This window comes from Thiohalorhabdus sp., assembly GCF_036628635.1.
Taxonomy (GTDB): Bacteria; Pseudomonadota; Gammaproteobacteria; order Thiohalorhabdales; family Thiohalorhabdaceae; genus Thiohalorhabdus.
The window spans coordinates 1-23,182 of the sequence record NZ_JAZKRM010000002.1; the positions used below are offsets into that span (position 1 = coordinate 1).

Below are 23,182 nucleotides of genomic sequence, written 5' to 3' on the forward strand. Positions count from 1 at the left end.
CTTTTTCTGCGCCGGTTGTCCGTTGGGGCGGCTCCAAGCCTGCAACCTAAGGGACACCCACTCGGAGCTCAACCTAAAGGACACCCACTCCGTTTCCTCACGAACCTATAACCTATAGGACACCCACTCCGTTTGCCCCACCCAGCCCTTCTTGGTAAGCGTTGATACCTATAGGATAGCCACTCCGTACTTCGTTTCTTGTGCGGCCAGGATGCGGTTACTGGGTGAGCTATGAACACAGACGGGGCTGGATCGCCGATCGGCTTCAGCGGTTGGCCTCGGTTTTGCCGTGGATGTCGCCGGCTTCGCGGTGGTAAGCAACCCCTTCCACCTGGTGGTCCGGGTGTCCCTTGGGGTGGGCTGGGCGCCCTACGGGTGCCGGCGGCGGTGGCAATCCTCTATCTGCGGGTGGCCAGCGCGGCCCTGGGCCAGGCTTAGGCGCGCCGGCCGGTCGGCCAAGGTGGCGATAGATTAGGAAGGAGGCGGTGTTTGTTCAAGTTGTCTGATGTGTTCATTCTGTTGGCCGTGGTCGTCTCGTCCGCGGTTTCCGGATGGCTCTGGTATGGCGGTTATCGCGAACAGGGGCTGTTAACCGCGATCTGGGTCCCCGCGATCCTGTGCTTCGGCATCTACTTCGAACTGGCGGCGCCGGCTGCGCCGGGAGAGCATGGCCATGGGAAATAGTCTGCAAATCGGCATCGCCGCGTTCCTCGGCATTGCCGCGTTCGTCTTCCTGATGATGATCATTGGCCTCATTCTGATCGTGGTCGAGGAGACCCGCCGCATGAAGCGCTAAGGTGACCAACCACCGGCCAGGCGCAACGTTAAAGCGCAGGGCGGTGCTGTCCGGGTTAAGCACTTAAAGGAGCCCCTCTTCGTTTGATTCTTAACCACCTCCCCTGCCGGTCCCACTGTTCTGCCATCACTTTTAGAACTCCTACGGCAAGCGAGCCCGTGCGTTATGCGGACAGAGCGGGCTCTCTGGGAACCTTAAGGGTATCTCCTTCTTTTCCTCTGAGAGAGCATCGTCGGGTCTGCCCAACTCGCCGGGGTCATGCTCCTAAGGCCGATATTCCGCGGCGGTCTGGGCGACGAGCCGGGCCCAAAGCCCTTAGCCGTGTTCCGTTTCTATGATGCCTCCTTCGGCCTCCGAAGGATGGTCGCGGGCACCTGCGCTGGGGGTAACCTCGACGTTGCTATTTAAAAACAAAACAAAACATATAAAGTTAAGATTCAGGAGCTAAAGCCATTATGAAAAAGCGGAGTGGTAAAAGCAGGCGCGAAGGGGCTGAACCGGTAGTTGTCTTGCCGCGCTGGGAACGTCTGGCGAGGTGGCGCGTTTGGCTGGCCGGAGCGTGTCTAGGGGTGGTGGCCCTGCTGGGAGGGTGGCTGGTGGCCGGGGCGCTGGGCCTGACGCCCTCGATGGTGGCCTTGCTGGGCTGGAGCGGCCTACGGGTGCCGGCGGCGGTGGCAATCCTCTGCCTGCTGGTGGCAAGCGCGGCCCTCGGCCAGGCTTAGGCGTGCTGGCCGGTCGATCAAGGCGGCGATAAATCAGTAAGGAGGCGGCGTATGTTCAAGTTGTCTGATGTGTTCATTCTGTTGGCCGTGGTTGTCTCGTTCGCGGTTTCCGGAGTGCTCTGGTATGGCGGCTATCGCGAACAGGGGCTGTTCACGGCGATCTGGGTGCCCTCGATCCTGTGCTTCGGCATCTACTTCAAATTGGCGGCGCTGGCTGCGCGGGGAGAGCATGGCCATGGGAAATAGTCTGCATCTCGGCATCGCCGCGTTTGTCTTCCTGATGCTGGTCATTGGCATCATCCTGACCATCGTCGAGTTCAGGCGCATGCAGCGCTAGATGTAGGGTACCAAGACGTTTTCTACGGTCACCCCAAGACGCTGATCGGTGGCTGAACCTTCATGGGGTTCGGGGTCCGGTCTCGCCTTTTGCACCAACTCGGTGGTTGGGCACCAGCACTTCGCCGGCTCTTCGGCAAAACCAACTAAGCCTGCTAAGTAATAAGGTTCAGCTTGGCTTGGATGGAAAAGGCTAGGCGCCGGCCCTATTCCTTCTCCAACCCCCGCCTCACCTTCGCCAGCATGTGACCCAGATCCACCGCCTCGCCGGCCGAAAGGTTCTGTTGGGCGCGGGCGTTGACCGCCCGGGCTGCCTTGGTGACCGGTTCCTCAAGCGCGCGTCCGTGGTCCGTGAGATAGATCCGGCTACCGCGCTGGTCATCCGGGTCGGGTTGGCGTTCCACTAGGCCGTCGCGCTCCATGCGGTTGAGGGTGTTGGTAGTGGTAGCGGGCTCGATATTCAACCGCAGGGAGAGACCCGTCTGGGTGATGCCTTCCTCTTCCCACAGGGCCAGAAGCAGGGGATATTGGCCGATGGTGACCTCATGCGGGCGGAGGTGGTCGGCAAGGTCGGTAGCGAGCAAGCGAGCGAGGTGGTTGATGACAAAGCCCAGTGACTCCCATCGGTTCAAGCTCATGCCTGTGCCTTCCAATTTAGGTGGGTAAAAAGTTAGCTTACTAATGGAATGGCCGGTGTCAATGCACGGAGGGCCTTCTCCGCCCCGGCCGGACTGCGCAGGTTTGGCACACCGGCGTAGAGACAAAGGGGGCAATTCTTGACCTGACAGGTTCGGGTGGCTGCTTGGCCTCATTAGCCGTACAGAAGCCCAAGGCCAGCGACTCGGCTTACCAGGCGGGTGTCCTTTCCTGCCAGCCTGCCACCGCCCCCCACCCAGCAATTTCCGCCAGAAGCGCCGGGCCAAACCCGTCGGGTCTATATGTAGAGCGGTGCCATCCGGCGCCAGGATCCGCCCCGGTGGGCGCGGCCCGGCCAAATGTGGAGCTCGTTGGGAATGCCCTTGTCCGTTAGCACCGCGCTCAGTTGACGGTTGTTGGCGAGGAACGGGTCCTCTTGGCCGATAGCCAGGACAATGTCCATGGCCCGCAGGGCGGCCAGTCGGTGGGAGTCCTGCTCGTCTGGCAAAAAGTGGCTCGGAGTGTGGCGGTAGACGGTGTCGTCGTAGTAGCCCTCGAAAAGGTCGCCGAAGTGCTCCACGTTCAGGGTGAGATCGAACCGCCCGGAGAAGGCGGCTAGCTTCTGGAACAGCTGGGGATGCCGGAAGGCGATGTCGGCGGCGTGGTAGGCGCCGAGACTGCACCCCTGGGCGATGGTGCAGGTGTGGCCGTTCTTGGCTGCCATCAGCGGCAGAACCTCGCTGAGCAGGTGCTCCTGGTACTGCTCGTGGCGCTGGATGCGGTGAGCGGGATGGCAGTCTCCGCAGTAGAGACTTTCCTCGTCCACGCTGTCCACACAGTACAGCTGTAGCTCACCTGCCTCGATCTTCGGGGCGAGAGCGCCCACGAGCCCCAGATCCTCGTACTCGAAAAAGCGGCCGTCCCGGGTGGGGATCATCAGGACCTTGGCCCCGGTTTGCCCGAATACCAGCAATTCCATGGTCCGGCCCAACGCCGGGCTGTGCCATTGGTGGTACTCGCGATTCATAGGGGCTCAAAGAAAGCTCGCAGCTCACCCATAAGCTCCTGCTGGTGGTGGGGTCGCTGCGGATAGTCGAAGTGGCCGGCATCGAGAACGCGGAGGTGGCGGTCGCCCTTGAGGGCGTTGTGGATGGCGAATTGGCCGGGCGGGGCCACCATGGGATCAAACCGGGCCGCGGCCACGTGGACGGGCCGGTCCATGTAACGGGCGGCAATGGCGGCATCGTGGTAGCACAATGTGGCCAGCACATTGCCGTGCTCCGCCCGGTAACGCTGCAGGGCCGCGGCACTGCCGGCGGTGGGCAGGCGCAAGCGCAAGGGCTGGTGGCCGAGGGAGGGGATGTTGAGATGGACCCGCGCCAAGCGGGTGTCCCAGGGCATGGCCAGGGCCCCCACACCGCCGCCGAAGCTGATGCCCATGTAGCCGATGCGCCCGGCCACCTCCGGATACAGCTCCAGAAGCGCGCTGACCCCGGTCCAGACATCGGCCGCGCAGCCGCCGAGGATGTAGCGCTCTGGCTTGTCGATGTCGTGAAGGATGTGCCAGTCCGGCTCCGGCGAAATGGGGGCGCGCCGGCTGCGGCCCAGGCCGCGGAAACAGGGCACGAGATAGACGGCGTCGGCAAGCGGAAGGTGGTGATCGGGGCGCTGCAGCTCCTGGTAGCCATGGCCGAGGATGAAGGCTCGGTTGATGCGGGCTTGCAGGGGGCGCAAGAGCCAGCCGCGGATGGAAAAGCCATTGGTGGAGCGATAGCCGAGCGCGAGGACCTCGTGCCGGGGCAGGGCAAAGCGGCTGCGGTCCAGGGTCGGCTCGGGATCGACCCCCATGGCCTCGGCGTACCGCTCTTCCCAGAAAGTGGCGAAATCCGGCGGAGGTTCCGGGGGCTTGACCGCGAGCAGGTCCTCGAGGGAATAGCCATAGGTGGGGTCGAAGGGAAAGTCGTGGCTCAGGCCGGCCATGGGGGATATCCCGTGTGTCGGGGGAAGAGCAAGGGTGGAACGGTCCCCGATCTGCGTAAAGCTCGGCAGAACGCAGCCCGCGAGGGCACCACTGGGGTACCTGGAAGGCCACCCACGCCGTTTCCGCAAGGCCATGGTGGTCAGGAAGGGCGGTGGCCACCGCGCGCCCAAGCCCTCCAGCTACCAGGCCGCCGCAGCAGAGCCAGAGGTCAAGAAACGAGCCCTGACCCATACCACTCTTCCTCCACTCGGGCGGGCGGCGGTACCCTGCCGCCATGGTAAAAGAAATCGACATGGAAGCGCTGCCGGAGCGCCGGACGACCCGCCTAGCCGAGCTGAAGGCCGCCCAGGTAGCCCGCGAGCTCGCCGGCGCTACCCTGGGGGGCTGGACCAGACGGGCACCGGCCGCCTTTCCCGCATGGAGGTCCTCCAGCAGCAGGCAATGGCCCAGGGGAGCGAGCGCCGGGTCCAGCAGGAGATGCAGCGCATCCGCGGCGCCCTCCTGCGGATGGACGAGGGCACCTACGGCGAGTGCCTGAACTGCGAGGAGCCCATTGGCGCCGGCCGCCTGCGCGCCGACCTACGGTTCTGTTCTGCCTGGAGTGCGCCAGCGGCCAGACCGGCTAAGCCGATGGTGAGCTATATGTGAGCTAGAGGACACCCATTGCGTTTGCCTAGGGGGTGTCTTGCCCTCTTTGCTCCCCCAAAGGGCCTACGCTAACCTTTTACCGTCTCCGCCTGCAGGGCAATCCCGACCCCGAAGCCCTGGTGCTGCACCAGGGATCAGCCGGGAGTGCGGTGTCTTCGACTATCTTGCCTACCCCCTGGGAAAGATCGCCATGACCGACGAAAACCTCGATATCCGTCGCCTGCAGCGTTACGGATCAGACACAGCCGACTATTCCCTAGCCATCATTACCGACGAGGACCAGGCGTCGCAGGTCACGCTTGCCGACGGGCAGGTGGCCTGGCGTTCCCTGCTGCGCTACGACCGCATGTCCCGCCGGGCGGATCCGGAGACGGGCCTGCCCCACTATACCCTCGAGGAAGTACCGGTGGCGGAGGGGGGTCAACACCAGCTCGTCAGCCTGATCGCCGAAGGCGGAAGGGGGGCGGAGTTCTCAGAGCTGGTGCAATTCGGCGGCAAGCTTTTGGCCTTTGACGACCGTACCGGGCTGGTCTGCGAGATTCGGGCCGAGCATCAGCTCATCCCGCGCCAGATCCTGATCACCGGCAGCGGGGACGAGGTGTTCAAGGGGTTCAAGGCGGAGTGGGCCACGCTCCAGGGCAACGAGCTAGTGGTGGGCAGCCACGGCAAGGTGGGCGGTGGCGCCGATGGCATCGCCGCCGGACCCGAGGAGTGGGTCAAATACATCGACGACCACTACCGCATCCGCAGCGTGAATTGGCACGAGCGTTACCAGGCCATGCGCGAGGCCATGGGCATCGACGCCGCCCGCGGTTACCTCACACACGAGGCGGCGGAGTGGCACCCGTTCCACGAGCGCTGGTACTTCTTTCCCCGCAAGGTCTCTTACCAGCCCTTCGATGAGCCGGTGGACGAGCGCGAGCGCGGTGGCCACACGCTCCTCATTGCCGACGAGGCCTTCGGCGACATCGAGGTCCGGGAGATCGGCGAGCGGGTCCCCGAACGCGGCGTCTCCACCCTGAAGACCATTCCCGGCCACCCGGAGGAGTTCGTTGCCCTCAAGAGCGTGGAGTGCGGCGACGTAACCGAAACCTACGCCTTCTGCTTCGACTTGGAAGGGCGCATGCTCAGTGACCAGGTCTACCTCGGGGCCTACAAGTGCGAGGGGGTGGAGATCGTCTGAGTGAAGCACTGGGGGAGCTAAAGGAAACCCCCTCCGTATCATCCACCCTGACCATCCGAGCTCCCTAATCCCGGTCGCCAGGATTCCAAACCTCCCAAGGCCAGCGAATTCGGGAACCGCTTAACTGGGCGAAAGCAAGGGGGTCCGCTATTGGAATGCCCGGCATGCAACGGAACCGGGAAACTCGGAGGAGGACTGATTCTCTTCCCAGTGTGTAACCGTTGCGGCGGCTCGGGCTTATTCCCGACGAAAGACTCGCCTGGTAACGGGGATAATCTGATGTGGGGCAATGCCCTCCAACGGTGCCTACCCGGCGCCTTTAAGCTCGTTCTTTTCACGATCGGGTTTTTGGTCGGCCTGGGGTTTCTGCAATCCCAGGGGCTCACCGGTGGGGTGCTATGGCTCGGGGCCCTCGGTATCGGGTTCCTGGCAATGCTCTCCCTGGGCATTCTGGCCAACCTGATGGATGTGGCCCTGCGCGCAGTCGTGGGCCTGGCATTACTGGCCTTGATCTTTTTCGCGGTCCAGAAGATGGCGGCAGGCGGTTGACGGAAGCGATCTCGCGGGCTGGCTCCATTCCCTGGTTACCCCGGGGGCTTATTGCTTCGGCTGTATCAGTACTTAGGGGACACCCACTCCGTTTGCCATGGGGCCGGAGCCGAACCCGCCGCTTGCATACAACCACCTTGGTGTCCAGGAAACCGCGGGGGCGGTCCAGTAACGCCTTGCAACCCTGCGGTAAAGGGCATAGCCTATTAAAAATAGGCAGTTACAGACCAGCCCGAGGGCAACGGCAGTCTGCCACGCTCGGCCACGGGCCATTCTTGGAAGGTCATGGAATACCCGATGGCAAGGGCGTGGCTTTTGAGGGAAAGAGCTGCAATTTCGCCACTCCGGAGAGCAAGATATGGCTGAGTTGTTTTCCCCTGAATGGTTCGAGGCGTACAAGGAGGCCTGGAACGCCGAGCCCGAGCTTGCTGATGCCTTGGCCGAAATTGATTTTAACTCGGTGATCGGTTATGGATTTGACGGAGAAGATCAGCCCCAGGGGGTCATTCATGTCGAAGGAGGCTATGTCACTCATGCCGGGGCCTACCAGGGGGAATCCCTCAACTGGGACCTCCGGGCGACCAAGGACAACTGGGAAAAGTGGATGAAGGAGCCGCCCGGGATGATGGGCTTGGGGACGGCCTACACTTCCCGCAAGCTCAAGTTCTACGAGGGGGACTATGGGGCGATGATCAAGGACCCCCGAATGGCGAGCCCCTTCATCAAGAGCTTCAGGGTGATGGGCCGTGCCGGGAGCAACTAACAGCTCCATGAATAGCGCCGGTTTTGGCACCCTGCCGCCAACTCAAGTCAGGAAAGCTAGAATAGGACACTCCCTTTTATTGAGTGGTGGCATTCTCCCGGCCCCGCAATTCGAGGATCGGTTACCGGTCGCCGCAGGCTAAGGAGCAAACCGGGATATGGTAACGGCAGCATCTATAGGGCACCTGACCTTCCGGTAAACCGCCCCTCCAAGTTTGGCGCCTTGCCCCATTTATCCCTGCCCGGCCTTATAGGCTGGACCGCGCAAGGTTTTGTTACCTGCGCAGGGTTCCTAAAAAGAGAGATCCTGGTCCGGGAGTCCCCAAAGGCTTGGAGCTGATCCGGGAATCCCCTAAGGCCTTCCGCCGCTACCCCAGCCTGATCCTACCCCTTCTGGGCTGTTGAGCTCCTATAATAGGACGCCCGCTCCCTTTACCTCTCCAGGGAACCGAGTTGGGATCACCTGTGCGAAGTTAATTGGATAGGTGGTCCAGGAAGCCACGAACGGGGTGCCGATTGGAGCTGGGGGCGGTCAGGCCCGGATAAGTTTCCGCTACTGCCTTATCGCGGGGGAGGTCGAGCTTTTGCTGATCCACCATGTAAGCCTCGCCCCGCTCCCAGTGGTAATGGGCCAGATAGCCCTGCTCGCTTTGCCCGGGGGTTGGGATAAAAAGGGCCTGCTTGCCCAGGACAGCGATCTCGCTCAGCGTTGATAGGCCGGGGCGGCAGACCACCAAGCGAGTACGCTGCATTACCTTCGCCTGCTCTTCCCGTTCGAGAAAGCCGTAGATCTGGATGCGTCCCCCCGCCAGGCTGCGGCAAGCGGCATCCGGCTTGCCCAGGGTGACCAGGACCTGGCCCGGTACTTCCTCCACCTGGTCGAGCACCCGTTCCGCCAGGATGGTCCGCTGGGGCTCGGGGCCGGATATGGAGATGAAGCAGTCCAGGTCCTCCTCCTTGCTTTCCGGGACCACAGCGGTTAAGGGCCCGAGGTAGGCCGGACGGTCCCCCCAATCGCAGAGGAGATTGTGGCTCAGGTCGCCGGTTAGGTTCTCAGGCCCGGCGCTATCTGGGATGAAGACTTTTCGGGCATGGGCGAGCATGCGCCGTTGGGCCGCCTCCACCAGCATTTCCAGAAGGTAGGGCCTGCCCGGAATGATCTGGCGCAGGGATTGGGTGATGAAATAACTGGGAACCTCGGGAAGCAGGACGCCGAAGCGGGTATCGGAGACGATGAGATCGATGCCCTTTTCCCGGCAGAGCCGTCGAGCCCACCGCCGATCACGCCGGAAGATCCAGAAGATCAGCGGCATGGACAGGGTGAGCCGGACGTAAAAGATCGCGCCGTTGCGGCTGACGGGCTGGGGAATATCGCCTAGCTCGAGGAGCTCGCACGCCTCGCCCAGCTCATCGGCCAAAAACCGCAGGGCCTTGCCGCTAGATAAGACGGTTACCTCGTGCCCCCTTTCCACCAGCCCGCGGATCAGGGCCAGGCTTCGGGTGGCGTGGCCCAGCCCCCAGTTGTGGACAGCGAAAAGGACCCTCGGCCTTGGCATGGGCTTTCCGTTGGATGAACCTCCCGTTACGGACCCTGATCCTCAGAAAGGCAGGGTCCCTGGAAGGGTTGAACATTAGGGCCGCCGCCGGGGTGGCCGGTGGTCGATGTTGACGTGCCCCCGTTTTCGAGGCCTGGGAGGTCCCTATGGAACGGGGAGGGCCTGCGCGGTAGAGCACCAAGATGGCACCTCGGGTAGGCTTTGAGAAGCCCTGGGAGACCTGGAGTCGCCCGGGATGTTTACGCAACCGGGGGGCGGCCCTCGGTCGGAGGTACCTACAGGATACCCGATTGGTTTTGCCGGGTTTCGGGAAGTGACAGGTGCACCAGAAGAGTGCGGCGTTGGCTTGGTGTGGGGAGATTTGGGGCAATGAGCAAGGCTCGGGGTCTTGGCAAGACCTCGCTAAAGCCCCATTTCTCCCGTATTGGCGGGGGTTTCCGGTTTCTGGCACAGAAGGTGCTTAGGGGAGGGGTGACCAGTTAGCGAGTCTGGCCGCTTTCAGTCCCTAACAGGGCCGCCGGCCCTGCCGACAATGGGCGGCCGCAACCAAGAGGATGCCGCCATGGACAAGCTGGCGATGACCGAGACCATCATGGCTGCCAAGGCCGAGAAGGGAATGACGTGGGAGGCGATTGCCGGCGAGGTGGGGCTCAACCCGGTGTTCGTCACCGCCGCTGCCCTGGGCCAGTGCAGCATGCCGAAGGAGTACGGCGAGAAGCTGGCCGGTGCCCTGGGCCTTTCCGGGGAGGTGGTGGCGGCCCTGGCGGTCTGCCCCAACAAGGGGACCGACCAGACCGTGCCCACCGACCCGCTGATCTATCGCTTCTACGAGATCATGCAGGTGTACGGCACCTCCATGAAGGAGGTCATCCACGAAAAGTTCGGTGACGGCATCATGTCCGCCATCGACTTCACCCTGGATGTGGACCGCGAGGAGGACCCCAAGGGCGACCGCGTGGTGGTGACCATGAACGGCAAATTCCTGCCCTATAAGATCTGGTAGCCGATCCCGCGGGGCTTTCCCCACTCTCCCTCTAGCAAAGGCCCTGCTTCCGGCCCGGCGGAGTCCGCTCCGCTGGGTTTTTTTGCGCTAGCGAAAGGGGGACTCAATCCAAGGCGAGGGCCAGGCCGAGGAGGATGGCCAGGATCGCCGAGACCACCTGCCAGAATCGTACCGGATGGCGCTCCAATACCGGCGACTTGCCGGCATCAAGGAATTCCCGCCGGGGGTGGCGTAAGTCGTGGGCGAATTCGTCCGCGTCGGCGTAGCGGCGTACGGGATTGGGGTGAACGGCCCGGCGCAAAACGCCGTCCACCCACAGCGGTAAGGCGGGGTTGTGGTTCAGGGCGGAATCGTATTTCAGCTTGTGCTGGGCGGCCCGGCTGCGGGCCTTGGGAACCTGAGTGCCGTAGGGGAGGGTGCCGGTCAGCATCTGGTAGGTCACTACGCCCAGGGAGAAGCCATCCGATCGCGGCGAGCCACCGGCCCCCAGGAAGTATTCGGGGGCCGAATACTGCTCGCTTCCCAGCAGTCGATCCTCGGCCACAAGGGCTAGGCCGTCGGCGAGGCCGGCCACCTTGGTTGACCCCAGGTCGATGATGCGCGCGGTGCCGGCCGCGTCGATCAGGATATTATCCGGCCGGATGTCCTGGTGCACCATCTCCTGGCGATGGAAGCTCCTCAGCCCGCGCGCGATCTGATCCACCAGGTCCCGGACCTTCGCCAGCGGCGGAAGGGGGTTGTCCCGCATCCATTGGGTCAGGGTCTGGCCCTCCACGAATTCCATGATGATGTAGGTGTAGCTGCGCTGCCGCTCGGGCAGGGGGGCCTTGATGACGTGCGGACTGGTGATGCGGCGTGCTATCCACTCCTCGGTCAGGAATTTATCAAGCAGTGCGGGATCGTTTTTCAGCTCGGGCCCGGGGGTCTTGAGCGCTACCCGGGTGCCGGACTGCAGGTCCCGGGCGAGGTAGACGTGGCTGCGATGGCTGGTGTGGAGCTCGCGCAGGATTTCGAAGCCGTCTAGATGGCTGCCGGGGGTCAGCTCCGGTGGAAACGGCAGCTCCGTGTGGCGCCGCTGGTGGGTATCGATGTCGTCCTGGGGGAGGGCTTCCACCCGGATCAGCTGCACCGTCAGATTGTCGGTGCTGCCTTGCCGGTAGGCCTCGTTGAGCAGGGTCTTGGCGGCCGCTGGCATTCCGTGCGAGGTAGTGTCGGGGATTACCGCCGCCAGCGGCTGCCCTACCGAGACCGGCATCCCCTTGACACACCGGGGCGTCGCCGAATCGGTGACCATGGCTACAGGCCATGGGTGTGGCGAGGAACCGGATCATGACTGGGCTGGGCTGGCGCAGGACAATCGAACCGCGGTGTTCTACATGGGCCTCGGGCAGCTGGCGACCATTCGCGATCGCCTGCTTGCGCATGGGCGAGCCGCGGAAACCCCCGCGGCCATCGTGGTAGCGGGGACCATGGCGCGCCAGCAAGTGGAGACCGCTAGCCTGGCGGACCTGGGCGAGGCCGCTGAGCGGCTGGAAACCACCTCCCCGGCCCTGATCATCGTCGGGGAGGTGGTGGGTATCCGGCAGCATCTTACGTGCTCCGCCCAAGCGGTCCGCGGAGCCACTACCCCCGTTGCGGTCCAATGAGCCGGTGGGGAGGGCGGCCATGAGTCGAAGCCTGAAGGGACGGCGAATCGCCCTGCCCGAAAGCCGGGAGCTGGATCTGCTAGCGGGGATGCTGGAGGAACGGGGCGCTGAGGCGGTGCGCTACCCGCTGGTTAGCATCCACGACAATCCCGAGTAGGGGGCGGTTCGGGCCTGGATCAGACGGCTGGCGGCCTGGCGCATGGACCATCTGGTGCTTTTCACCGGGGAGGGGCTGCGCCGGCTTTTGCCCGTGGCGGAGGCCATGGGCCTACGCGAGGATTCGGTTGCAGCCCTCGCCCGCTCGACGGTCGCCTCCCGCGGGCCCAAGCCGGCCCGGGAGCTACGCCAACTCGGCCTCAAGCCGGATCATGCCCCGGGCGAGGCCACTACTGAAGGCCTGATCACGACCCTGGCCGGGGTGGATCTGTCTGCAAAGCGGGTAGGCGTTCAGCTGTATGGCACCGAGCCCAACGAGCGGTTCATGGCCTTCCTGCACGAGGCGGGGGCAGAGGCGGATCCGGTGGCCCCGTACATCTACGCCTCCGATGACGAAAGCGATCGCGTAAAGAGTCTGCTGGACAAGCTGGCGCACGGGACCGTGGAAGTGATTGCCTTCACCAGCCGGAAGCAGGTGCAGCGGCTGTTCCGGGTTGCTCGTGAGGCCGGGGGCGAGCAAGCCCTGACCGCGGTTTTAGCTGCCACCCGGGTAGCTGCAGTGGGTCCGGTGGTAACGGAGGCCCTTACTGAGCTTGGCATCAGGCCCGGCATCGCCCCCGAGACCAACTATTCCATGAAGCCGCTCGTTCGGGCCCTAGAGGCCAGGATAGGCGCCGACGAATGAGGGCTTTGGGTAACCTGATCCTTCCATCCCTGCCGGATGAGCCAGGCACGGTTTCTTCGCCATTGGGGCCTAGCCTGGGATTTTTGGAGCTGCCTAGCCTGACCCCATTTATTTGATTTTTCCGGTTTTTGTGGTGGCGGCAAGATATAAGAAGAAGGCCCAGCCGATTCCGTCAAATAGTCACCCAGTAGTAGAGCCCTTTGGTTTTTCCGTTGGGCGGCTCAAAACCTGCGCTTGGCCCCGATCCGGTGATGCACAGCGGGCGTCTCGCTCGGTCCGGTTGCGGGTGATGGATCCGCAACGGTCCCCCATCGGTTCCAAGGCTCCAGGAAAGCGCTCTGGGCAGGCCGGTTTAGCTGCGGGGGGATCGAACACTCAAAATGGGCTGACAGGCCCTGCTCGGCGGCGGTACAAAGGCGGGGAGGCAGCCCCTTCCCGGACAACGAGGCCGGCGCCCATGACCAACCCGACCCCGCCGTCGCTACCCGGCCTCCCGGCCGAGGCGCCCAGCGTGCTGGACGCCACCGGCAACACCCCCCTGGTGGAGCTGGAGGGGATCTGGTGCAAGCTGGAGTTCCTCAACCCCTCGGGCTCCGTCAAGGCGCGGCTGGCCCGCTACCTGATCGATCGGGCGGAGATCTCTGGCCGGCTGCAGCCCGGCGACACCATCGTCGAGGCCACCAGCGGCAACACCGGTAACGCCCTGGCCCAGGTAGCGGCGGTCAAGGGCTACCGCATGCTGGTGGTCCTGCCCGAGGGCATCAGTTCGGAGCGGGTGGCCATCTCCCGGGCCTATGGCGCGGAGGTGGTCCAGATCGGCGACTTCCACGTCAACCAGGCCCTGGCCTATGCTGAAGAGCTGGGCCAGCGGCCCGGCTACTTCTGCCCCCGCCAGTTCGCCTCCGAGGGCAACGTGGAGGAGAACCGCAACTGGCTGGGTCCGGAGATTTTGACCCAGCTCCCCCAAGGGCGGGTGCCGGACGCCCTGGTCATGGGGGTGGGCACCGGCGGGACTCTTATCGGCGCGGGCCAGGCCTTCCGCGCGGTCCAGCCCGACTGCCTGACCGTGGCGGTGGAGCCGGCCGAGTCCCCTACCATCGCCACCGGCCGGGTGGGCCGGCACCACCTGGAAGGGATCTCCGACGGCTTCGTGCCCGAGATCATCACCCGCCACCGCGACGAGATCGACGAGCTGGTGACCGTAGCCAGCGACGACGCCATCGCCGAGATCAAGCGCATAGCCGCCGCCCACGGCTGCTTCGTGGGCCCCAGCTCGGGCGCCCATCTGCTGGCGGCCAAGACCCTGCGCCGGCGCCGGCCGGAGCTGGAGACGGTGGTCACCCTGTTGTGCGACTCCGGCGAGAAGTACCTCTCCGAGTACTTCCCCGCCCGCTGAAGCGCAACTGCCGGGCCCTTTGCGCGCCTAGCCCGGGGCCTTGCGGAAGCACTGGAGACCGTCCACCAGCACCCGCAGGAAGCGGGAATCCAGCCGCTGGGGGTCCTCGCCGGCGCCGGTGAAAAGGTAACCGTCGCTGGCCATGCGCCGATAGATGTTGTCCAGTGCCCCGCGCTTGCCCTTGTCATCGAAGTAGATCAGGACGTTGCGGCACATCACCACATCAAATTGGGACATCGGGAAGTCCGTATCCACGAGGTTCAGGCTCTGGTAGCGGATCAAGCGCCGCAGGGCCGGGGAGGCCCGGTAGCCCCCTGCTACCGGTTCGAAGAACCGCCTCAGCAGCTCGGGGGAGAGGCCACGTTCCACCTCCAGCTTCGAATAAACGGCTTTCCTGGCCCGCGACAGGGCCTCTTCGCTGACATCCGTCCCCACCACCACACTGCGGTCGGCGTGCTCCCGGGGCAGGACCTGCTGCAGCAGGATCGCCAGGGTAACCGCCTCCTGACCGGTGGAGCAGGCCGCGCTCCAGAGCTTGAGATCGGGCGTGCCTCGCTGGGCCGCCAGATCGGGAAGGATGCGCTGGCGCAGTACATCAAAGGGCTTGGTGTCCCGGAAGAAGCTGGTTTCCTTGATGGTCAGGGCGTTAAGGAGGGCTGCCACCACCTCGGGGTTATGACGCCGGCGGTGGATATGCTCGACCAGGTCGTTGAGTCCTTCGAAGCCCCACCCCCGCGCCAGCGGCTGCAGCTTGAAGCGCACGGAGTAGCTGGTCTCGGGCTTGAGGATGATGCCCGATTCTTTCCTCAGGAACTGGGCCAGCAGGTCGAAATAGTAGGGGCTCAGGTCGGGACTGCTCATGGATGCGTCATGCGGTTTCAGGGCCGGCTGCCCGACCGGGGCTCTCCGCGAGGGCGGCAACAGGGGTCACCCGGCGGTCCTGGCGTACAGGGCCCCGGCCAGGATCCCGGCAATGCCGTCGGGTGTCAGGATGGCATGCTGCAGGTCTTTGCCGACGACCGCCCCGGGCATGCCCCATATGGTGCTGCTGGCGGCATCCTGGACCACGACCATCCCGCCCTGGTCGCGGATGGCACGGGCACCCGCCAGCCCGTCCTGGCCCATGCCGGTGAGGACGATGGCCAGGATGTTGGTGCCCCGTAGGGCTGCGGCGGACTGGAACAGGTAATCCACGGCCGGGCGGCAGGAATTGACCCGGGGTGCTTGGTCCAATTCGACCGTAAGCCGGTTGCCCCTTCGCGCCAACCCCAGATGGAAATCGCCCGGGGCCACCAGCCCGGTGCCCAAGGGGACCTTCTCGCCGTCGGCGGCCTGGCGCCAGGGGAAGGGGCTGCGCGCTGTCAGGCTTTCGGTGAGGGGAGCGGTGAAACCCTGCGCGATATGGTGGACCATGAGCAGGGGCGTCCGAACGCTCCCCTCCTGGGGCATGGCACCCAGGATGGCGTCCAGGGTCTGGCGTCCCCCTGTGGAGCTGCCGATGACCACCAGGTCGGGGTGGAAGCTCTCCAGCACCCCCGCTTCTGCTGAGGGCGTTTCCGCCGCGACCTCATCGGCCGCCGCAGTCCCTTGATCGCGGGCCCGGATCAGCCCAAGGATGGTTTCGGTGAGGTCTTCCACGGCGGCCTCCAGCGGCTCCCGCAGGCCGGTCCGGCCCGGATCCGGCTTGGCGACGACCTCATCCGCCCCGAGAGAGAGGCATTCCATGGTCATCTCGGCGTTGTCCTTGGACGCCGAGGTAAATACCACCACTACCAGATCGTCGCGCTCGCGGGGCGGGAGCCCTTCCAGGAACTCGGTGCCGTTCATCTTCGGCATCTGGACATCCAAAACCACGGCGTCGGGCTGGAGCGATTCGACCATGGCCAGCCCCTGGCGGCCGTTGTGGGCCACCCCGACCACTTCCAGCCCGGGGGCGCTGCCCAGGAATTCCTTGAGGACCGACCGCACCACGGCGGAATCATCCACCACCAGAATGCGCACGGGGTCAGTCGACGCCATGCAGAAGCTCCTGAAACGTTGAACTGGAGGGGTAGGAAACCGGTGGGGGAGTTTACCCCACGGCCCTCAAAACGTCATTTCAGGTAGGGGCTCAACCCCTAAAAGCGGGTAGGGCTGGTCCGGAGCGGTAGCGGTCCGGGGAGCCCCCTCCGGTGCCGTCACGGGCCCTAAACGATTGCCTTCAGCAGCAAGTCGGCCCGGACGCGCAGCTCTCGCCCGTGTTTTGTTGATTCGACTCGCTTTAGGCTGGCTGCTTGGTGCGGCGTCCTGCGCGTAGGGGTTGCCGTCGCCCAATCCGGCTCCGCCAGGGCCGCGGAGCCCTCCCGGGCCGTGACGGTCGCCTGGAAGCAGCCGAAGGGCAGCACTTGCTGGCGGCGGTGGCTAGCCACAGGTTGTCGCGGATAGTGGTCAGGATGTCCGGCTCGGTGGTCTTGCCCATGACGGCTCCGCCAGAAGCGTTGGCCTGGCTCGCGACTGGGCCATTTTGCCACCCGTTTAGGTTCGCGGGGTGCGCGGCGGAACCATGGGGACTGAGGAGCTTCCAAAGGGCAGGAAGTGCAGAGGCTTAATAGCCCACCCTGCGCTCGACCTCCCATTGAACGGAGCACCTCATGACGGCAACCGCCCCTGACCCCTCCCTCTATGGCCGCCCGACGATGTTCTACGACGGTGGCTGCCCCATTTGCCGGCGCGAGGTGGCCTTCTACCGCCGCCTGGACCGTGCGGGGCAGGTACGGTGGCACGATATTACTGCGGACGCCGAGCCCCTGGCGGCGCAGGGAATCGGTCTGCGCGATGCCCAGGCCCGGCTGCATGCCCTCGACCGCGAAGGCCGTTTGCAGGTGGGTGCGGCGGCGTTCGTGGCGGTGTGGCGGGAGCTGCCGTATTGGCGCTGGCTGGCCTGGGCGGCGGCGGTCCCCGGGGTGATGGCGGTGATGGACGCGCTTTACCGGCCCTATGCCCGCTGGCGGTTCCGCCGTCGCTGCGCCAGGGGTGCCTGCGATCTGTAGCGGGCGCTTTGACCGCCGCGGGCGCCGGTAGCAGGCCCAACAGATCGCTGCCGTGGTCGATTCGGCCTTCGAGCGCCAGACCGGCTACAGCTAGACCGAGCCGGTGTTGGCCACGTTCCGCTCCTCAAGGGTCCCGAAATGGACCAGAAGGTATTGGACCGTCTCCGGCAAGTTCTGGATAAAGGAGAGCCCATCGAGGAGCAGACCACCAACTATCGCAAGGAAGGTAGCTCGTATTAGGTCCACTGGTGCATCTCCCCGGTGCACAGCGCCGGGCAGTAACCGACTGGTTAAGCGGCTTACCCAACCGTATGCGTCTCGAGGAGCAGATCCGCAAGGAGGTTGAGCGCAGCCAGCGGGATGACCGCGAGGTGGCCTTGATTATGTTCGATGTGGATCATTTCCAGGCGGTTAATGACCGGTGCCGGCCACGATGTGGGCGGCTGAATCCTGAATGGGCTTTCCCGGACCGGATGGTGGTGGACGCCCTGCGTGGGTTCGACCAGACCGGAGGTTGGGGAGGCGAGTGTTTCATGAACGTGGCCCCTGAAACCGGCTGGCATGGGGCCCCGGGATTAGCCCGAACGGTTGAGGGCTGTGTTGGCGGCTGGCGTATTCTCGGAGGTGGGAACCATGACCGTCGGCTGCGGGGTTAAACTGCTTCGGCCAGATTACCGGATCCGAAGGCTAATCAAGCGGGTGGAGGGGCTCCAAAATAGGCCAAGGAAGGCTGGTGCAACCGAGTTAAGGGGAAATAACCCGGCGAAGGTTGTTTTGTTTCTGCCAAGGCCGAGCCGATAAGCCGTTTTACGGGCCAGTGTCCGGAGTGGGGGTAACCTGCTATGGCCTAACTCAGGGGCAGAGCACACCCTGCCAGGGTGGCGCCGACCCTGTCCCCTGAAAGATGGGGTCGCCAGTGACCGCACCCTTGGGGTGGAGCACAACCATGTGTATAAGGACCGGCGGTTCCGTAATTTCCTGGTTCAGCCGGCGCCGATGGGTGATATTAAGGGGGTCATTCGCTGGCTCCCGGAGAGCCACACCGACATTACCGATCAGAAGGCGGATCTGGAGCTGCTGTCCCATGCCTTCCATACCGGCCAGGCTGCCCTTATCACCGATGTGCGAGGCCGGATCTAGCTTGTGAACCCGGCCATGGTGGAGCTTGGCGGGTTCGGGGAGGTTGAGCTGGCCGGGCTCGTGGCCCTTGCCCTTCAAGGCATCCAGACGCTTACCCACCCCCCGAAACATTTGGCGCGAGGTGTCCCGCCACGGCCATTGGCAGGGAGGACTGCAGCTCCCGCGCCAAGACGGGGAGAGATGCGAACCTGGTAGATATCCCTTACCAAGGTTGACCCAAGACCCAGGGGAACGCCGCATTATTTTCTGCTGCTAAGGGACATCACCTATCGGCCCCGGTTGGCAGCGGAGCTGGCCAGGCGGGCTACCCGGGACCAGCTGACCGGCGTTTCCCATCGCCATCATTTCGGGCTGCCTCTGGAATAGGAGATGGAGCTGGCAAGCCTTGGCTCAGGACGGCATTTGGGGGTCGGACGTCCTCGCCCGATGGAGTCGGCAGGAGTTTATGATCCTCCTCCAGGACATGCCCGAGGTCCGGGCCGATTACCCTGGCGGAATACCTTTGTACCAAGGTGGCTCAAGTCCCCTTCCCCTTGGGCCGGTGCCATTGCTGTAAGCGCTGGTATCGCGGACTACCGTTCGGGGAAAACCCAAAAAGGTTTAATCAAGCAGGTGGACGATGCCCTTTACCGGGCCAGGGAGCTGGGAAGGAAGCGGTTGGTTGGGGCGACCTGTCAGCACGGCCTTGGCCTTATTACGCCACCCGCTAGGCCCGCTTGGCCACATAAAAGGTCACCTTTGGACTATCTCGTTATCAAGGGACTAGGGATGGAACCCTTCGGTCCCCCGGCGGGCGATCTGCCTGTAGCCCGGATCCGGGGATGCACGGCGGGCATGTCGCTCGAATCGGGTGCCGACTAGGAGTCTGAACCCGTCCCCCAGGGGGTTCAAGGCCTCGGGAAAATGGCCCTCTTTTGAGCCCGCCGACGCACGCCCGCCTTTGTTGTTTCCGCGCTTAGGACCAGTGCGGAAACGACAAAGGCGGGCCCCGGAGCCCGAGGGCCACCGGGGCCGCCAATTGAAGCTGCCGGTTCTCCCGTTAGGTTACTGGTTCACCGGGGATTCCGGATCCAGGAGGTAAGCCATTAGGTCGCCGATCTGCTCCTGGGTCAGGAGGCCTTTGGCACCGAAACGGGGCATGTGCCCGCATGGGTAATTGGTGTGGGAGTTGTAGATCTGCCGGTAGGTATACCGGAGGGTCTCCTCGCCCTGGCCCCGCTTGTTGCCGTACCCCACGAGGCCTACACCAATGGACCCCGAACGGCCCTTCTTATCGGATTCGAACACGTGGCAGTTCATGCAGAGGCCGCCGGGATCCCGCTTGTTGTGGTCGTCCACCTTGTGAGCGACCCGCCAGCCGTAGGCGTCTTCGGCCAATGCTTGGCCCTCTTTCCAATCGCCCAGCTCAACCCCGCCCTCGGGGTATTGGACGCTATTCTTGGCGATCTTTTGGACCTTTTGGGCGGTGGAGGAGTCCGGAGCTTGCCCGTTTAACTGCGAGCAGGCCTCCTGAATCCGGTCCTGCTTCATCCGGTCGGCTGTTGTCCCGCCTCCCTGGTTCTCCGGGATTTCCTGATCGACCTTGAAGCCGCGGTTAAAGATCAGATACTCGGCCAGTTTTTCGGAGGACATCTCGGTGTATTGGGACCTGGGGATGTCCTTTTTCATGTGGGACTCCCCGGCTTTCATGTCTGATGACTCTCCGGCCGCGCACCCGCCTGTGGCGAAAAGGAAGCCTGCGGCGAGGAGCGCGATTCCTGTCCCTGTAACAGTACGATAACCCATCGTTTTCCCCTCCAATGTTAGCGCTTAAGGTCGGGCAGGATCGCCGGCTGGCCGCGCGCCGCGTCGAGCCAGAAGGTTTGCATGGCGACCGCGGCATCGGTCCGCGGTTGGAGCAGGCCCTTGCGCATCTGGTAGTAGCAGCCCCTCATGCGCTGGTAGGGACTGCGAATGTCGCGCTTGCCGAGGCGGAAGGCGGGCCACGAGACGGCCTTGGTCCATTCCTCGGGGATTTTGACGCTGGGCATGGCGGAAGCCCGAACATTTGTTCCGGGTTCGTAGTGGCAAGTGGCGCAGTTCTGATCCAGCTTGCCGGCGCGCCGGTAGAACATGGCTTCGCCAGCATCCCGCATCGCCTTCTCCATGGGATGGTTCATGGAGGGGGCCCATTCGTAGCCGTTGGACTGACTGGCGATATAGGTCAGCATCTGCTTGAGCTCGCCGCGGTTTTGTACGGCCTTAGAATCCTCGGAAAAGCCCTGGAGCGTCTTCATGCAGTACACCAGGCGCCTTTCCGGATTCATGACCCTACCGGTGTCTTCGAAATACCGCGGCATCTTGGCATAGGCCCCTTTGAGCTTCCCCGGGCCTTGGCCGAAATCGCAATTGGCCAAGGAAGCATTTTTGGGGCCCCGCTTTTGGTTGAACAGCTCCTTGCCGTCCTCGGCATCCCAATAGGCGGGGTTATTGGGCATCGACAGAATCTTCTGGGGAGCATCCAGGTAATCGGAGTCTACTTTTTCGTTCAGCTCCAGCAGAATATCTTTCGGATCCTGCTTCGTTCCGAGGGGAAACGCTTCCCCGGCGTTCACGTTCCCTGCCAGGAATAGCACAGCAGGCAGGGAAAGTAGCCACTTGCCGGCGGCGCGCAGCCTCCGTGGGGTGGTGGACATGGTCTTCTCCTTTGGCGGTTTGTGGGTCCCGACAGCCCAAGGGAGTCCGCCGCAAATCGGCAGTGGCTTCGGTTTCCTGGGCCGCCGGTTCCCGCGTTTCGAGCCAGGAACCATCGGGCCAATCGGGGATGCTATTCGTTCCCGGCTCGTGACCACTGGCAGCTAGACAGGCTAAGCGATCCAGCGAACGACTGCACTGGAGCCATCCGAGCCCATCGTTAAACACAAGCCTAATCCCGATGAGCTTCCAAGGGAGCGGTCATGGCCCACCAGGGTGGTCCCTGGGTAAAGCCGAAACCAAAAAGCCGAAACCAAAAAGCCGAAGCCAAAAGGCTTCCGGCTCAACCTCCCCATCGAAGCCTCAACTCCTCCGGTTTAACCGGATAGACGTTTAACCAACCTTGGTACTGGAGGAATTAGCCCCACCGGTCTGCAGGGCCATCCTCAGGGCGCCTCTGAATCCGGGAGCCGGGTCATAAGAAACGTAGCATTTCCCGGAGCCCGGTTCTATGCGTTCTCTAAGACCCCTCGCCGTTGTATCCGGCTTCCCAAGGTTTTTAAGGCCAACGCCCTTTTTAGGGCCATCATATAAGCTGAGCTTTAAATCAGGCCAAAGGGACCTTTTGATCATTGCAAGGTGAGATAGGCAGTGTCAATTAGTCTTTATATGTATTTGGTTATATTTTTACTTTTTTCTGGCCAGAGCCGGCCTAAATGGGCTGATTCACAGTTGCCATGGCCGTTGAACTAGCACATTTGGCCATTAAACTGGAAGATTTGGACGGATCTAAAACATGCCTGTTCCAGCCTCAGCAAGTGCCAAGGGGCAAGCTGTATTATCAAGAAATAAGAATATGTGAAAAATTTTTCTATTTTTTCACAATAAAACGTTCGGCCCAGTTGCCTTTTCAACGGAACTGGGGAGCTATCGGGGGATCCCGGGGTCGGTTGCACTGGGTGTCCTTCCTTTCGTTTGCCTTCCCGCGGGTCTCTTTACGAGGAGCATAGCCGCTACAACCCGGGGCGCCTCTGCCAAAGTCCTGGACCCGGGGAGGGTGTGCTTAGCTACCTCGGCTGGGCCTCTTTGCGGGAGGGTCTGTTGGCGTGGTGCGACAAGGTGGCAGGATGGTGAATGGGTTCCGCCCCCACCGTTTGAACCGTCTGCTGGCCAATCCGGGCTGCCGGGAAAGAGGATAAAACCATGACGTACCAGTTCTACTACTGGCCCACCATCCAGGGCCGCGGCGAATTTGTCCGATTGGCGCTGGAGGGAGCCGGCGCAGTCTACGAGGACGTGGGCCGAGGCCCGGACGGCCCTGACTTCGCCGCCGTTTCCGGAATTCTGTGGGGAGAGGATCAGGGACCGCCCGCCTTCGCGCCGCCGGTGCTCGACGTGGGTGGCCGGCTCATCGCCCAGACAGCCAATATCCTGCTCTACCTTGGCGATCATCTCTGCCTAGCCCCGGCCGGCGAGCTGGGGCGCCTCTGGGTCCATCAGCTTCAGCTCACCCTCGCCGACTTCGTGGCCGAGATCCACGATACGCACCACCCGATCGGTGTGACCCTGTACTATGAGGACCAGAAGGCGGAAGCCGCTCGCCGGGCCGCGGTCTTTCGGGAGCACCGGTTGCCCAAGTACCTTGGGTATTTGGAGCGGGTGCTGGCCGACAACCCCGATAGCGTGTGGCTCGCCGGCGACGACTGGACCTACGCCGATCTGTCGGTTTTCCAGGTGGTGGAAGGGCTGCGCTACGCCTATCCCGAGGCCATGGCCCGCGCCGAATACGACACCCCTCGGGTTACGCTGGTGCACGAATGGGTGCGCGAGCTCCCCAATATCGCTGCCTACCTCGCTTCCGAACGCCGGATACCCTTCAGCCAGGACGGCATCTTTCGCCATTACCCCGAGCTCGACGGCTGAGACCAGGGAACCCGTTAGCGGGCTCCTGGGGTGGGTGGCGGTGGCGCCCGGGCTGCAGATCGTCTTAAAGGTGTCGGTAAGGCTTTCCTCACCCCCGGTCGCCTGCAAGACCCCACCTGACAATCTCGGAACCGGAAGGGCCGGAGCGGAGTAGGGGACCAGGAGCTCCGGGGGACCCCGCCTCAGTTATGCCGTTTTAACCGGTTACGGGGCGGCGTGTCAGTGGTGACCCCGTCTGACCCCTCTCCGAGTGGCCAGACACACACCAGGGCACCAGGCCGCCTACCCGGCCCGGCTTCTGGCTGAAATGGTGGGGTAAACAGGTTTTCTCATCTGCAGCCGGGCATTGATGGACAACGCCC

The 23,182-nt window shown here is 63.5% G+C and carries 27 protein-coding genes; 17 read left to right on the plus strand and 10 right to left on the minus strand.

Annotated elements, in window-relative coordinates; translation table 11 throughout:
- The first annotated feature begins 489 nt into the window (after positions 1 to 489).
- The 4 genes from V5A19_RS00925 (at position 490) to V5A19_RS00940 (ending at position 1,764) form a co-directional block, all read left to right on the plus strand.
- A complete protein-coding gene (locus V5A19_RS00925; RefSeq protein WP_332317227.1) occupies positions 490 to 684 on the plus strand; it encodes a hypothetical protein in 195 nt (64 codons plus the stop codon).
- Positions 674 to 796, plus strand: coding sequence for a hypothetical protein (locus V5A19_RS00930; protein WP_332317228.1), 123 nt, complete (start codon positions 674 to 676; stop codon positions 794 to 796). Before V5A19_RS00925 ends, V5A19_RS00930 begins: the two co-directional genes overlap by 11 nt.
- Positions 797 to 1,305: 509 nt before the next feature.
- On the plus strand, positions 1,306 to 1,518 hold the full coding sequence (locus V5A19_RS00935; RefSeq protein WP_332317229.1) for a hypothetical protein: 213 nt from the start codon (positions 1,306 to 1,308) through the stop codon (positions 1,516 to 1,518).
- A 51-nt stretch (positions 1,519 to 1,569) separates the two neighbouring features.
- Complete coding sequence (locus V5A19_RS00940; protein ID WP_332317230.1) at positions 1,570 to 1,764, plus strand: hypothetical protein; 195 nt, start codon at positions 1,570 to 1,572, stop codon at positions 1,762 to 1,764.
- A 296-nt stretch (positions 1,765 to 2,060) separates the two neighbouring features.
- On the opposite strand, the gene V5A19_RS00945 is transcribed toward V5A19_RS00940, so the two are convergent.
- From V5A19_RS00945 to V5A19_RS00955, 3 genes are all read right to left on the minus strand, one after another.
- A complete protein-coding gene (locus V5A19_RS00945) occupies positions 2,061 to 2,492 on the minus strand; it encodes a MarR family winged helix-turn-helix transcriptional regulator (RefSeq protein WP_332317231.1) in 432 nt (143 codons plus the stop codon).
- Positions 2,493 to 2,788: 296 nt separating this feature from the next.
- Positions 2,789 to 3,517, minus strand: coding sequence for an esterase family protein (locus V5A19_RS00950; RefSeq protein ID WP_332317232.1), 729 nt, complete (start codon positions 3,515 to 3,517; stop codon positions 2,789 to 2,791).
- Positions 3,514 to 4,470, minus strand: a complete 957-nt coding sequence (locus V5A19_RS00955) for an acetylxylan esterase (protein WP_332317233.1) — start codon at positions 4,468 to 4,470, stop codon at positions 3,514 to 3,516. Before V5A19_RS00955 ends, V5A19_RS00950 begins: the two co-directional genes overlap by 4 nt.
- Before the next feature lie 442 nt (positions 4,471 to 4,912).
- Here V5A19_RS00955 and V5A19_RS00960 point away from each other — a divergent pair, with 442 nt between their 5' ends.
- From V5A19_RS00960 to V5A19_RS00975, 4 genes are all read left to right on the plus strand, one after another.
- Positions 4,913 to 5,119, plus strand: coding sequence for a TraR/DksA family transcriptional regulator (locus tag V5A19_RS00960; RefSeq protein WP_332317234.1), 207 nt, complete (start codon positions 4,913 to 4,915; stop codon positions 5,117 to 5,119).
- A gap of 190 nt (positions 5,120 to 5,309) precedes the next feature.
- Positions 5,310 to 6,302 carry a hypothetical protein gene (locus V5A19_RS00965; protein ID WP_332317235.1) on the plus strand — a complete coding sequence of 331 codons (993 nt, stop codon included), beginning with the start codon at positions 5,310 to 5,312 and terminating at the stop codon, positions 6,300 to 6,302.
- Positions 6,303 to 6,581: 279 nt separating this feature from the next.
- Positions 6,582 to 6,851 (plus strand): hypothetical protein, encoded by a 270-nt coding sequence (locus V5A19_RS00970; protein ID WP_332317236.1) that lies wholly within the window; start codon positions 6,582 to 6,584, stop codon positions 6,849 to 6,851.
- Positions 6,852 to 7,209: 358 nt separating this feature from the next.
- Positions 7,210 to 7,614, plus strand: a complete 405-nt coding sequence (locus tag V5A19_RS00975) for a hypothetical protein (RefSeq protein WP_332317237.1) — start codon at positions 7,210 to 7,212, stop codon at positions 7,612 to 7,614.
- A gap of 472 nt (positions 7,615 to 8,086) precedes the next feature.
- Here V5A19_RS00975 and V5A19_RS00980 read toward each other — a convergent pair whose 3' ends face one another.
- Positions 8,087 to 9,169 carry a glycosyltransferase family protein gene (locus V5A19_RS00980; protein WP_332317238.1) on the minus strand — a complete coding sequence of 361 codons (1,083 nt, stop codon included), beginning with the start codon at positions 9,167 to 9,169 and terminating at the stop codon, positions 8,087 to 8,089.
- Between the two features lie 562 nt (positions 9,170 to 9,731).
- Between V5A19_RS00980 and cynS the strand changes: the two genes are divergently transcribed.
- On the plus strand, positions 9,732 to 10,172 hold the full coding sequence (gene cynS, locus V5A19_RS00985; protein WP_332317239.1) for a cyanase: 441 nt from the start codon (positions 9,732 to 9,734) through the stop codon (positions 10,170 to 10,172).
- A 103-nt stretch (positions 10,173 to 10,275) separates the two neighbouring features.
- Here the strand turns inward: cynS and V5A19_RS00990 are convergent, their stop codons facing one another.
- Positions 10,276 to 11,427: a serine/threonine protein kinase gene (locus V5A19_RS00990; protein ID WP_332317240.1), complete on the minus strand. Its 1,152-nt coding sequence runs from the start codon at positions 11,425 to 11,427 to the stop codon at positions 10,276 to 10,278.
- Here V5A19_RS00990 and V5A19_RS00995 point away from each other — a divergent pair.
- From V5A19_RS00995 to V5A19_RS01010, 4 genes are all read left to right on the plus strand, one after another.
- The gene (locus tag V5A19_RS00995) at positions 11,381 to 11,818 is read left to right on the plus strand and encodes a uroporphyrinogen-III C-methyltransferase (protein ID WP_332317241.1); all 438 of its coding nucleotides are present in this window, start codon (positions 11,381 to 11,383) and stop codon (positions 11,816 to 11,818) included. The genes V5A19_RS00990 and V5A19_RS00995 overlap by 47 nt on opposite strands.
- 19 nt (positions 11,819 to 11,837) lie before the next feature.
- Positions 11,838 to 11,975 (plus strand): hypothetical protein, encoded by a 138-nt coding sequence (locus V5A19_RS01000; RefSeq protein WP_332317242.1) that lies wholly within the window; start codon positions 11,838 to 11,840, stop codon positions 11,973 to 11,975.
- 18 nt (positions 11,976 to 11,993) lie between these two features.
- Positions 11,994 to 12,659: a uroporphyrinogen-III synthase gene (locus V5A19_RS01005; RefSeq protein ID WP_332317411.1), complete on the plus strand. Its 666-nt coding sequence runs from the start codon at positions 11,994 to 11,996 to the stop codon at positions 12,657 to 12,659.
- A gap of 457 nt (positions 12,660 to 13,116) precedes the next feature.
- Positions 13,117 to 14,055: a PLP-dependent cysteine synthase family protein gene (locus V5A19_RS01010; protein ID WP_332317243.1), complete on the plus strand. Its 939-nt coding sequence runs from the start codon at positions 13,117 to 13,119 to the stop codon at positions 14,053 to 14,055.
- A gap of 27 nt (positions 14,056 to 14,082) precedes the next feature.
- Here the strand turns inward: V5A19_RS01010 and V5A19_RS01015 are convergent, their stop codons facing one another.
- Positions 14,083 to 14,916: a CheR family methyltransferase gene (locus V5A19_RS01015; RefSeq protein ID WP_332317244.1), complete on the minus strand. Its 834-nt coding sequence runs from the start codon at positions 14,914 to 14,916 to the stop codon at positions 14,083 to 14,085.
- A gap of 66 nt (positions 14,917 to 14,982) precedes the next feature.
- Entirely contained in the window at positions 14,983 to 16,074 is a 1,092-nt protein-coding gene (gene cheB, locus V5A19_RS01020; protein WP_332317245.1) for a chemotaxis-specific protein-glutamate methyltransferase CheB, read from the minus strand.
- A 611-nt stretch (positions 16,075 to 16,685) separates the two neighbouring features.
- Between cheB and V5A19_RS01025 the strand changes: the two genes are divergently transcribed.
- Positions 16,686 to 17,084 (plus strand): thiol-disulfide oxidoreductase DCC family protein, encoded by a 399-nt coding sequence (locus V5A19_RS01025; protein WP_332317246.1) that lies wholly within the window; start codon positions 16,686 to 16,688, stop codon positions 17,082 to 17,084.
- Between the two features lie 90 nt (positions 17,085 to 17,174).
- Here V5A19_RS01025 and V5A19_RS01030 read toward each other — a convergent pair whose 3' ends face one another.
- On the minus strand, positions 17,175 to 17,330 hold the full coding sequence (locus tag V5A19_RS01030) for a hypothetical protein (protein WP_332317247.1): 156 nt from the start codon (positions 17,328 to 17,330) through the stop codon (positions 17,175 to 17,177).
- A 2-nt stretch (positions 17,331 to 17,332) separates the two neighbouring features.
- Here V5A19_RS01030 and V5A19_RS14260 point away from each other — a divergent pair, with 2 nt between their 5' ends.
- Both V5A19_RS14260 and V5A19_RS01035 read left to right on the plus strand, forming a co-directional pair.
- Entirely contained in the window at positions 17,333 to 17,740 is a 408-nt protein-coding gene (locus tag V5A19_RS14260) for a GGDEF domain-containing protein (protein WP_443081383.1), read from the plus strand.
- A gap of 340 nt (positions 17,741 to 18,080) precedes the next feature.
- Positions 18,081 to 18,224, plus strand: coding sequence for a hypothetical protein (locus V5A19_RS01035; RefSeq protein WP_332317248.1), 144 nt, complete (start codon positions 18,081 to 18,083; stop codon positions 18,222 to 18,224).
- A gap of 1,044 nt (positions 18,225 to 19,268) precedes the next feature.
- On the opposite strand, the gene soxX is transcribed toward V5A19_RS01035, so the two are convergent.
- On the minus strand, positions 19,269 to 19,913 hold the full coding sequence (soxX, locus tag V5A19_RS01040) for a sulfur oxidation c-type cytochrome SoxX (RefSeq protein WP_332317249.1): 645 nt from the start codon (positions 19,911 to 19,913) through the stop codon (positions 19,269 to 19,271).
- Positions 19,914 to 20,026: 113 nt separating this feature from the next.
- Positions 20,027 to 20,899 (minus strand): sulfur oxidation c-type cytochrome SoxA, encoded by an 873-nt coding sequence (gene soxA, locus V5A19_RS01045; RefSeq protein WP_332317250.1) that lies wholly within the window; start codon positions 20,897 to 20,899, stop codon positions 20,027 to 20,029.
- Between the two features lie 1,201 nt (positions 20,900 to 22,100).
- On the opposite strand from soxA, the gene V5A19_RS01050 reads away from it, so the two are divergent.
- Positions 22,101 to 22,820 (plus strand): glutathione S-transferase, encoded by a 720-nt coding sequence (locus tag V5A19_RS01050; RefSeq protein ID WP_332317251.1) that lies wholly within the window; start codon positions 22,101 to 22,103, stop codon positions 22,818 to 22,820.
- The last annotated feature ends 362 nt before the right edge of the window (positions 22,821 to 23,182 follow it).

Excerpts from the sequence above, each read along its gene's own strand:
- V5A19_RS00930 (WP_332317228.1), top strand. The coding sequence starts at position 674 with ATGGGAAATAGTCTGCAAATCGGCATCGCCGCGTTCCTCGGCATTGCC.
- V5A19_RS00940 (WP_332317230.1), top strand. The coding sequence starts at position 1,570 with ATGTTCAAGTTGTCTGATGTGTTCATTCTGTTGGCCGTGGTTGTCTCG.
- V5A19_RS00945 (WP_332317231.1), bottom strand. The coding sequence starts at position 2,492 with ATGAGCTTGAACCGATGGGAGTCACTGGGCTTTGTCATCAACCACCTC.
- V5A19_RS00950 (WP_332317232.1), bottom strand. The coding sequence starts at position 3,517 with ATGAATCGCGAGTACCACCAATGGCACAGCCCGGCGTTGGGCCGGACC.
- V5A19_RS00955 (WP_332317233.1), bottom strand. The coding sequence starts at position 4,470 with ATGGCCGGCCTGAGCCACGACTTTCCCTTCGACCCCACCTATGGCTAT.
- V5A19_RS00960 (WP_332317234.1), top strand. The coding sequence starts at position 4,913 with ATGGCCCAGGGGAGCGAGCGCCGGGTCCAGCAGGAGATGCAGCGCATC.
- V5A19_RS00965 (WP_332317235.1), top strand. The coding sequence starts at position 5,310 with ATGACCGACGAAAACCTCGATATCCGTCGCCTGCAGCGTTACGGATCA.
- V5A19_RS00970 (WP_332317236.1), top strand. The coding sequence starts at position 6,582 with ATGTGGGGCAATGCCCTCCAACGGTGCCTACCCGGCGCCTTTAAGCTC.
- V5A19_RS00975 (WP_332317237.1), top strand. The coding sequence starts at position 7,210 with ATGGCTGAGTTGTTTTCCCCTGAATGGTTCGAGGCGTACAAGGAGGCC.
- V5A19_RS00980 (WP_332317238.1), bottom strand. The coding sequence starts at position 9,169 with ATGCCAAGGCCGAGGGTCCTTTTCGCTGTCCACAACTGGGGGCTGGGC.
- cynS (WP_332317239.1), top strand. The coding sequence starts at position 9,732 with ATGGACAAGCTGGCGATGACCGAGACCATCATGGCTGCCAAGGCCGAG.
- V5A19_RS00990 (WP_332317240.1), bottom strand. The coding sequence starts at position 11,427 with ATGCCGGTCTCGGTAGGGCAGCCGCTGGCGGCGGTAATCCCCGACACT.
- V5A19_RS01000 (WP_332317242.1), top strand. The coding sequence starts at position 11,838 with ATGAGTCGAAGCCTGAAGGGACGGCGAATCGCCCTGCCCGAAAGCCGG.
- V5A19_RS01010 (WP_332317243.1), top strand. The coding sequence starts at position 13,117 with ATGACCAACCCGACCCCGCCGTCGCTACCCGGCCTCCCGGCCGAGGCG.
- V5A19_RS01015 (WP_332317244.1), bottom strand. The coding sequence starts at position 14,916 with ATGAGCAGTCCCGACCTGAGCCCCTACTATTTCGACCTGCTGGCCCAG.
- cheB (WP_332317245.1), bottom strand. The coding sequence starts at position 16,074 with ATGGCGTCGACTGACCCCGTGCGCATTCTGGTGGTGGATGATTCCGCC.
- V5A19_RS01025 (WP_332317246.1), top strand. The coding sequence starts at position 16,686 with ATGACGGCAACCGCCCCTGACCCCTCCCTCTATGGCCGCCCGACGATG.
- V5A19_RS01035 (WP_332317248.1), top strand. The coding sequence starts at position 18,081 with ATGGGTGATATTAAGGGGGTCATTCGCTGGCTCCCGGAGAGCCACACC.
- soxX (WP_332317249.1), bottom strand. The coding sequence starts at position 19,913 with ATGAAAGCCGGGGAGTCCCACATGAAAAAGGACATCCCCAGGTCCCAA.
- soxA (WP_332317250.1), bottom strand. The coding sequence starts at position 20,899 with ATGTCCACCACCCCACGGAGGCTGCGCGCCGCCGGCAAGTGGCTACTT.
- V5A19_RS01050 (WP_332317251.1), top strand. The coding sequence starts at position 22,101 with ATGACGTACCAGTTCTACTACTGGCCCACCATCCAGGGCCGCGGCGAA.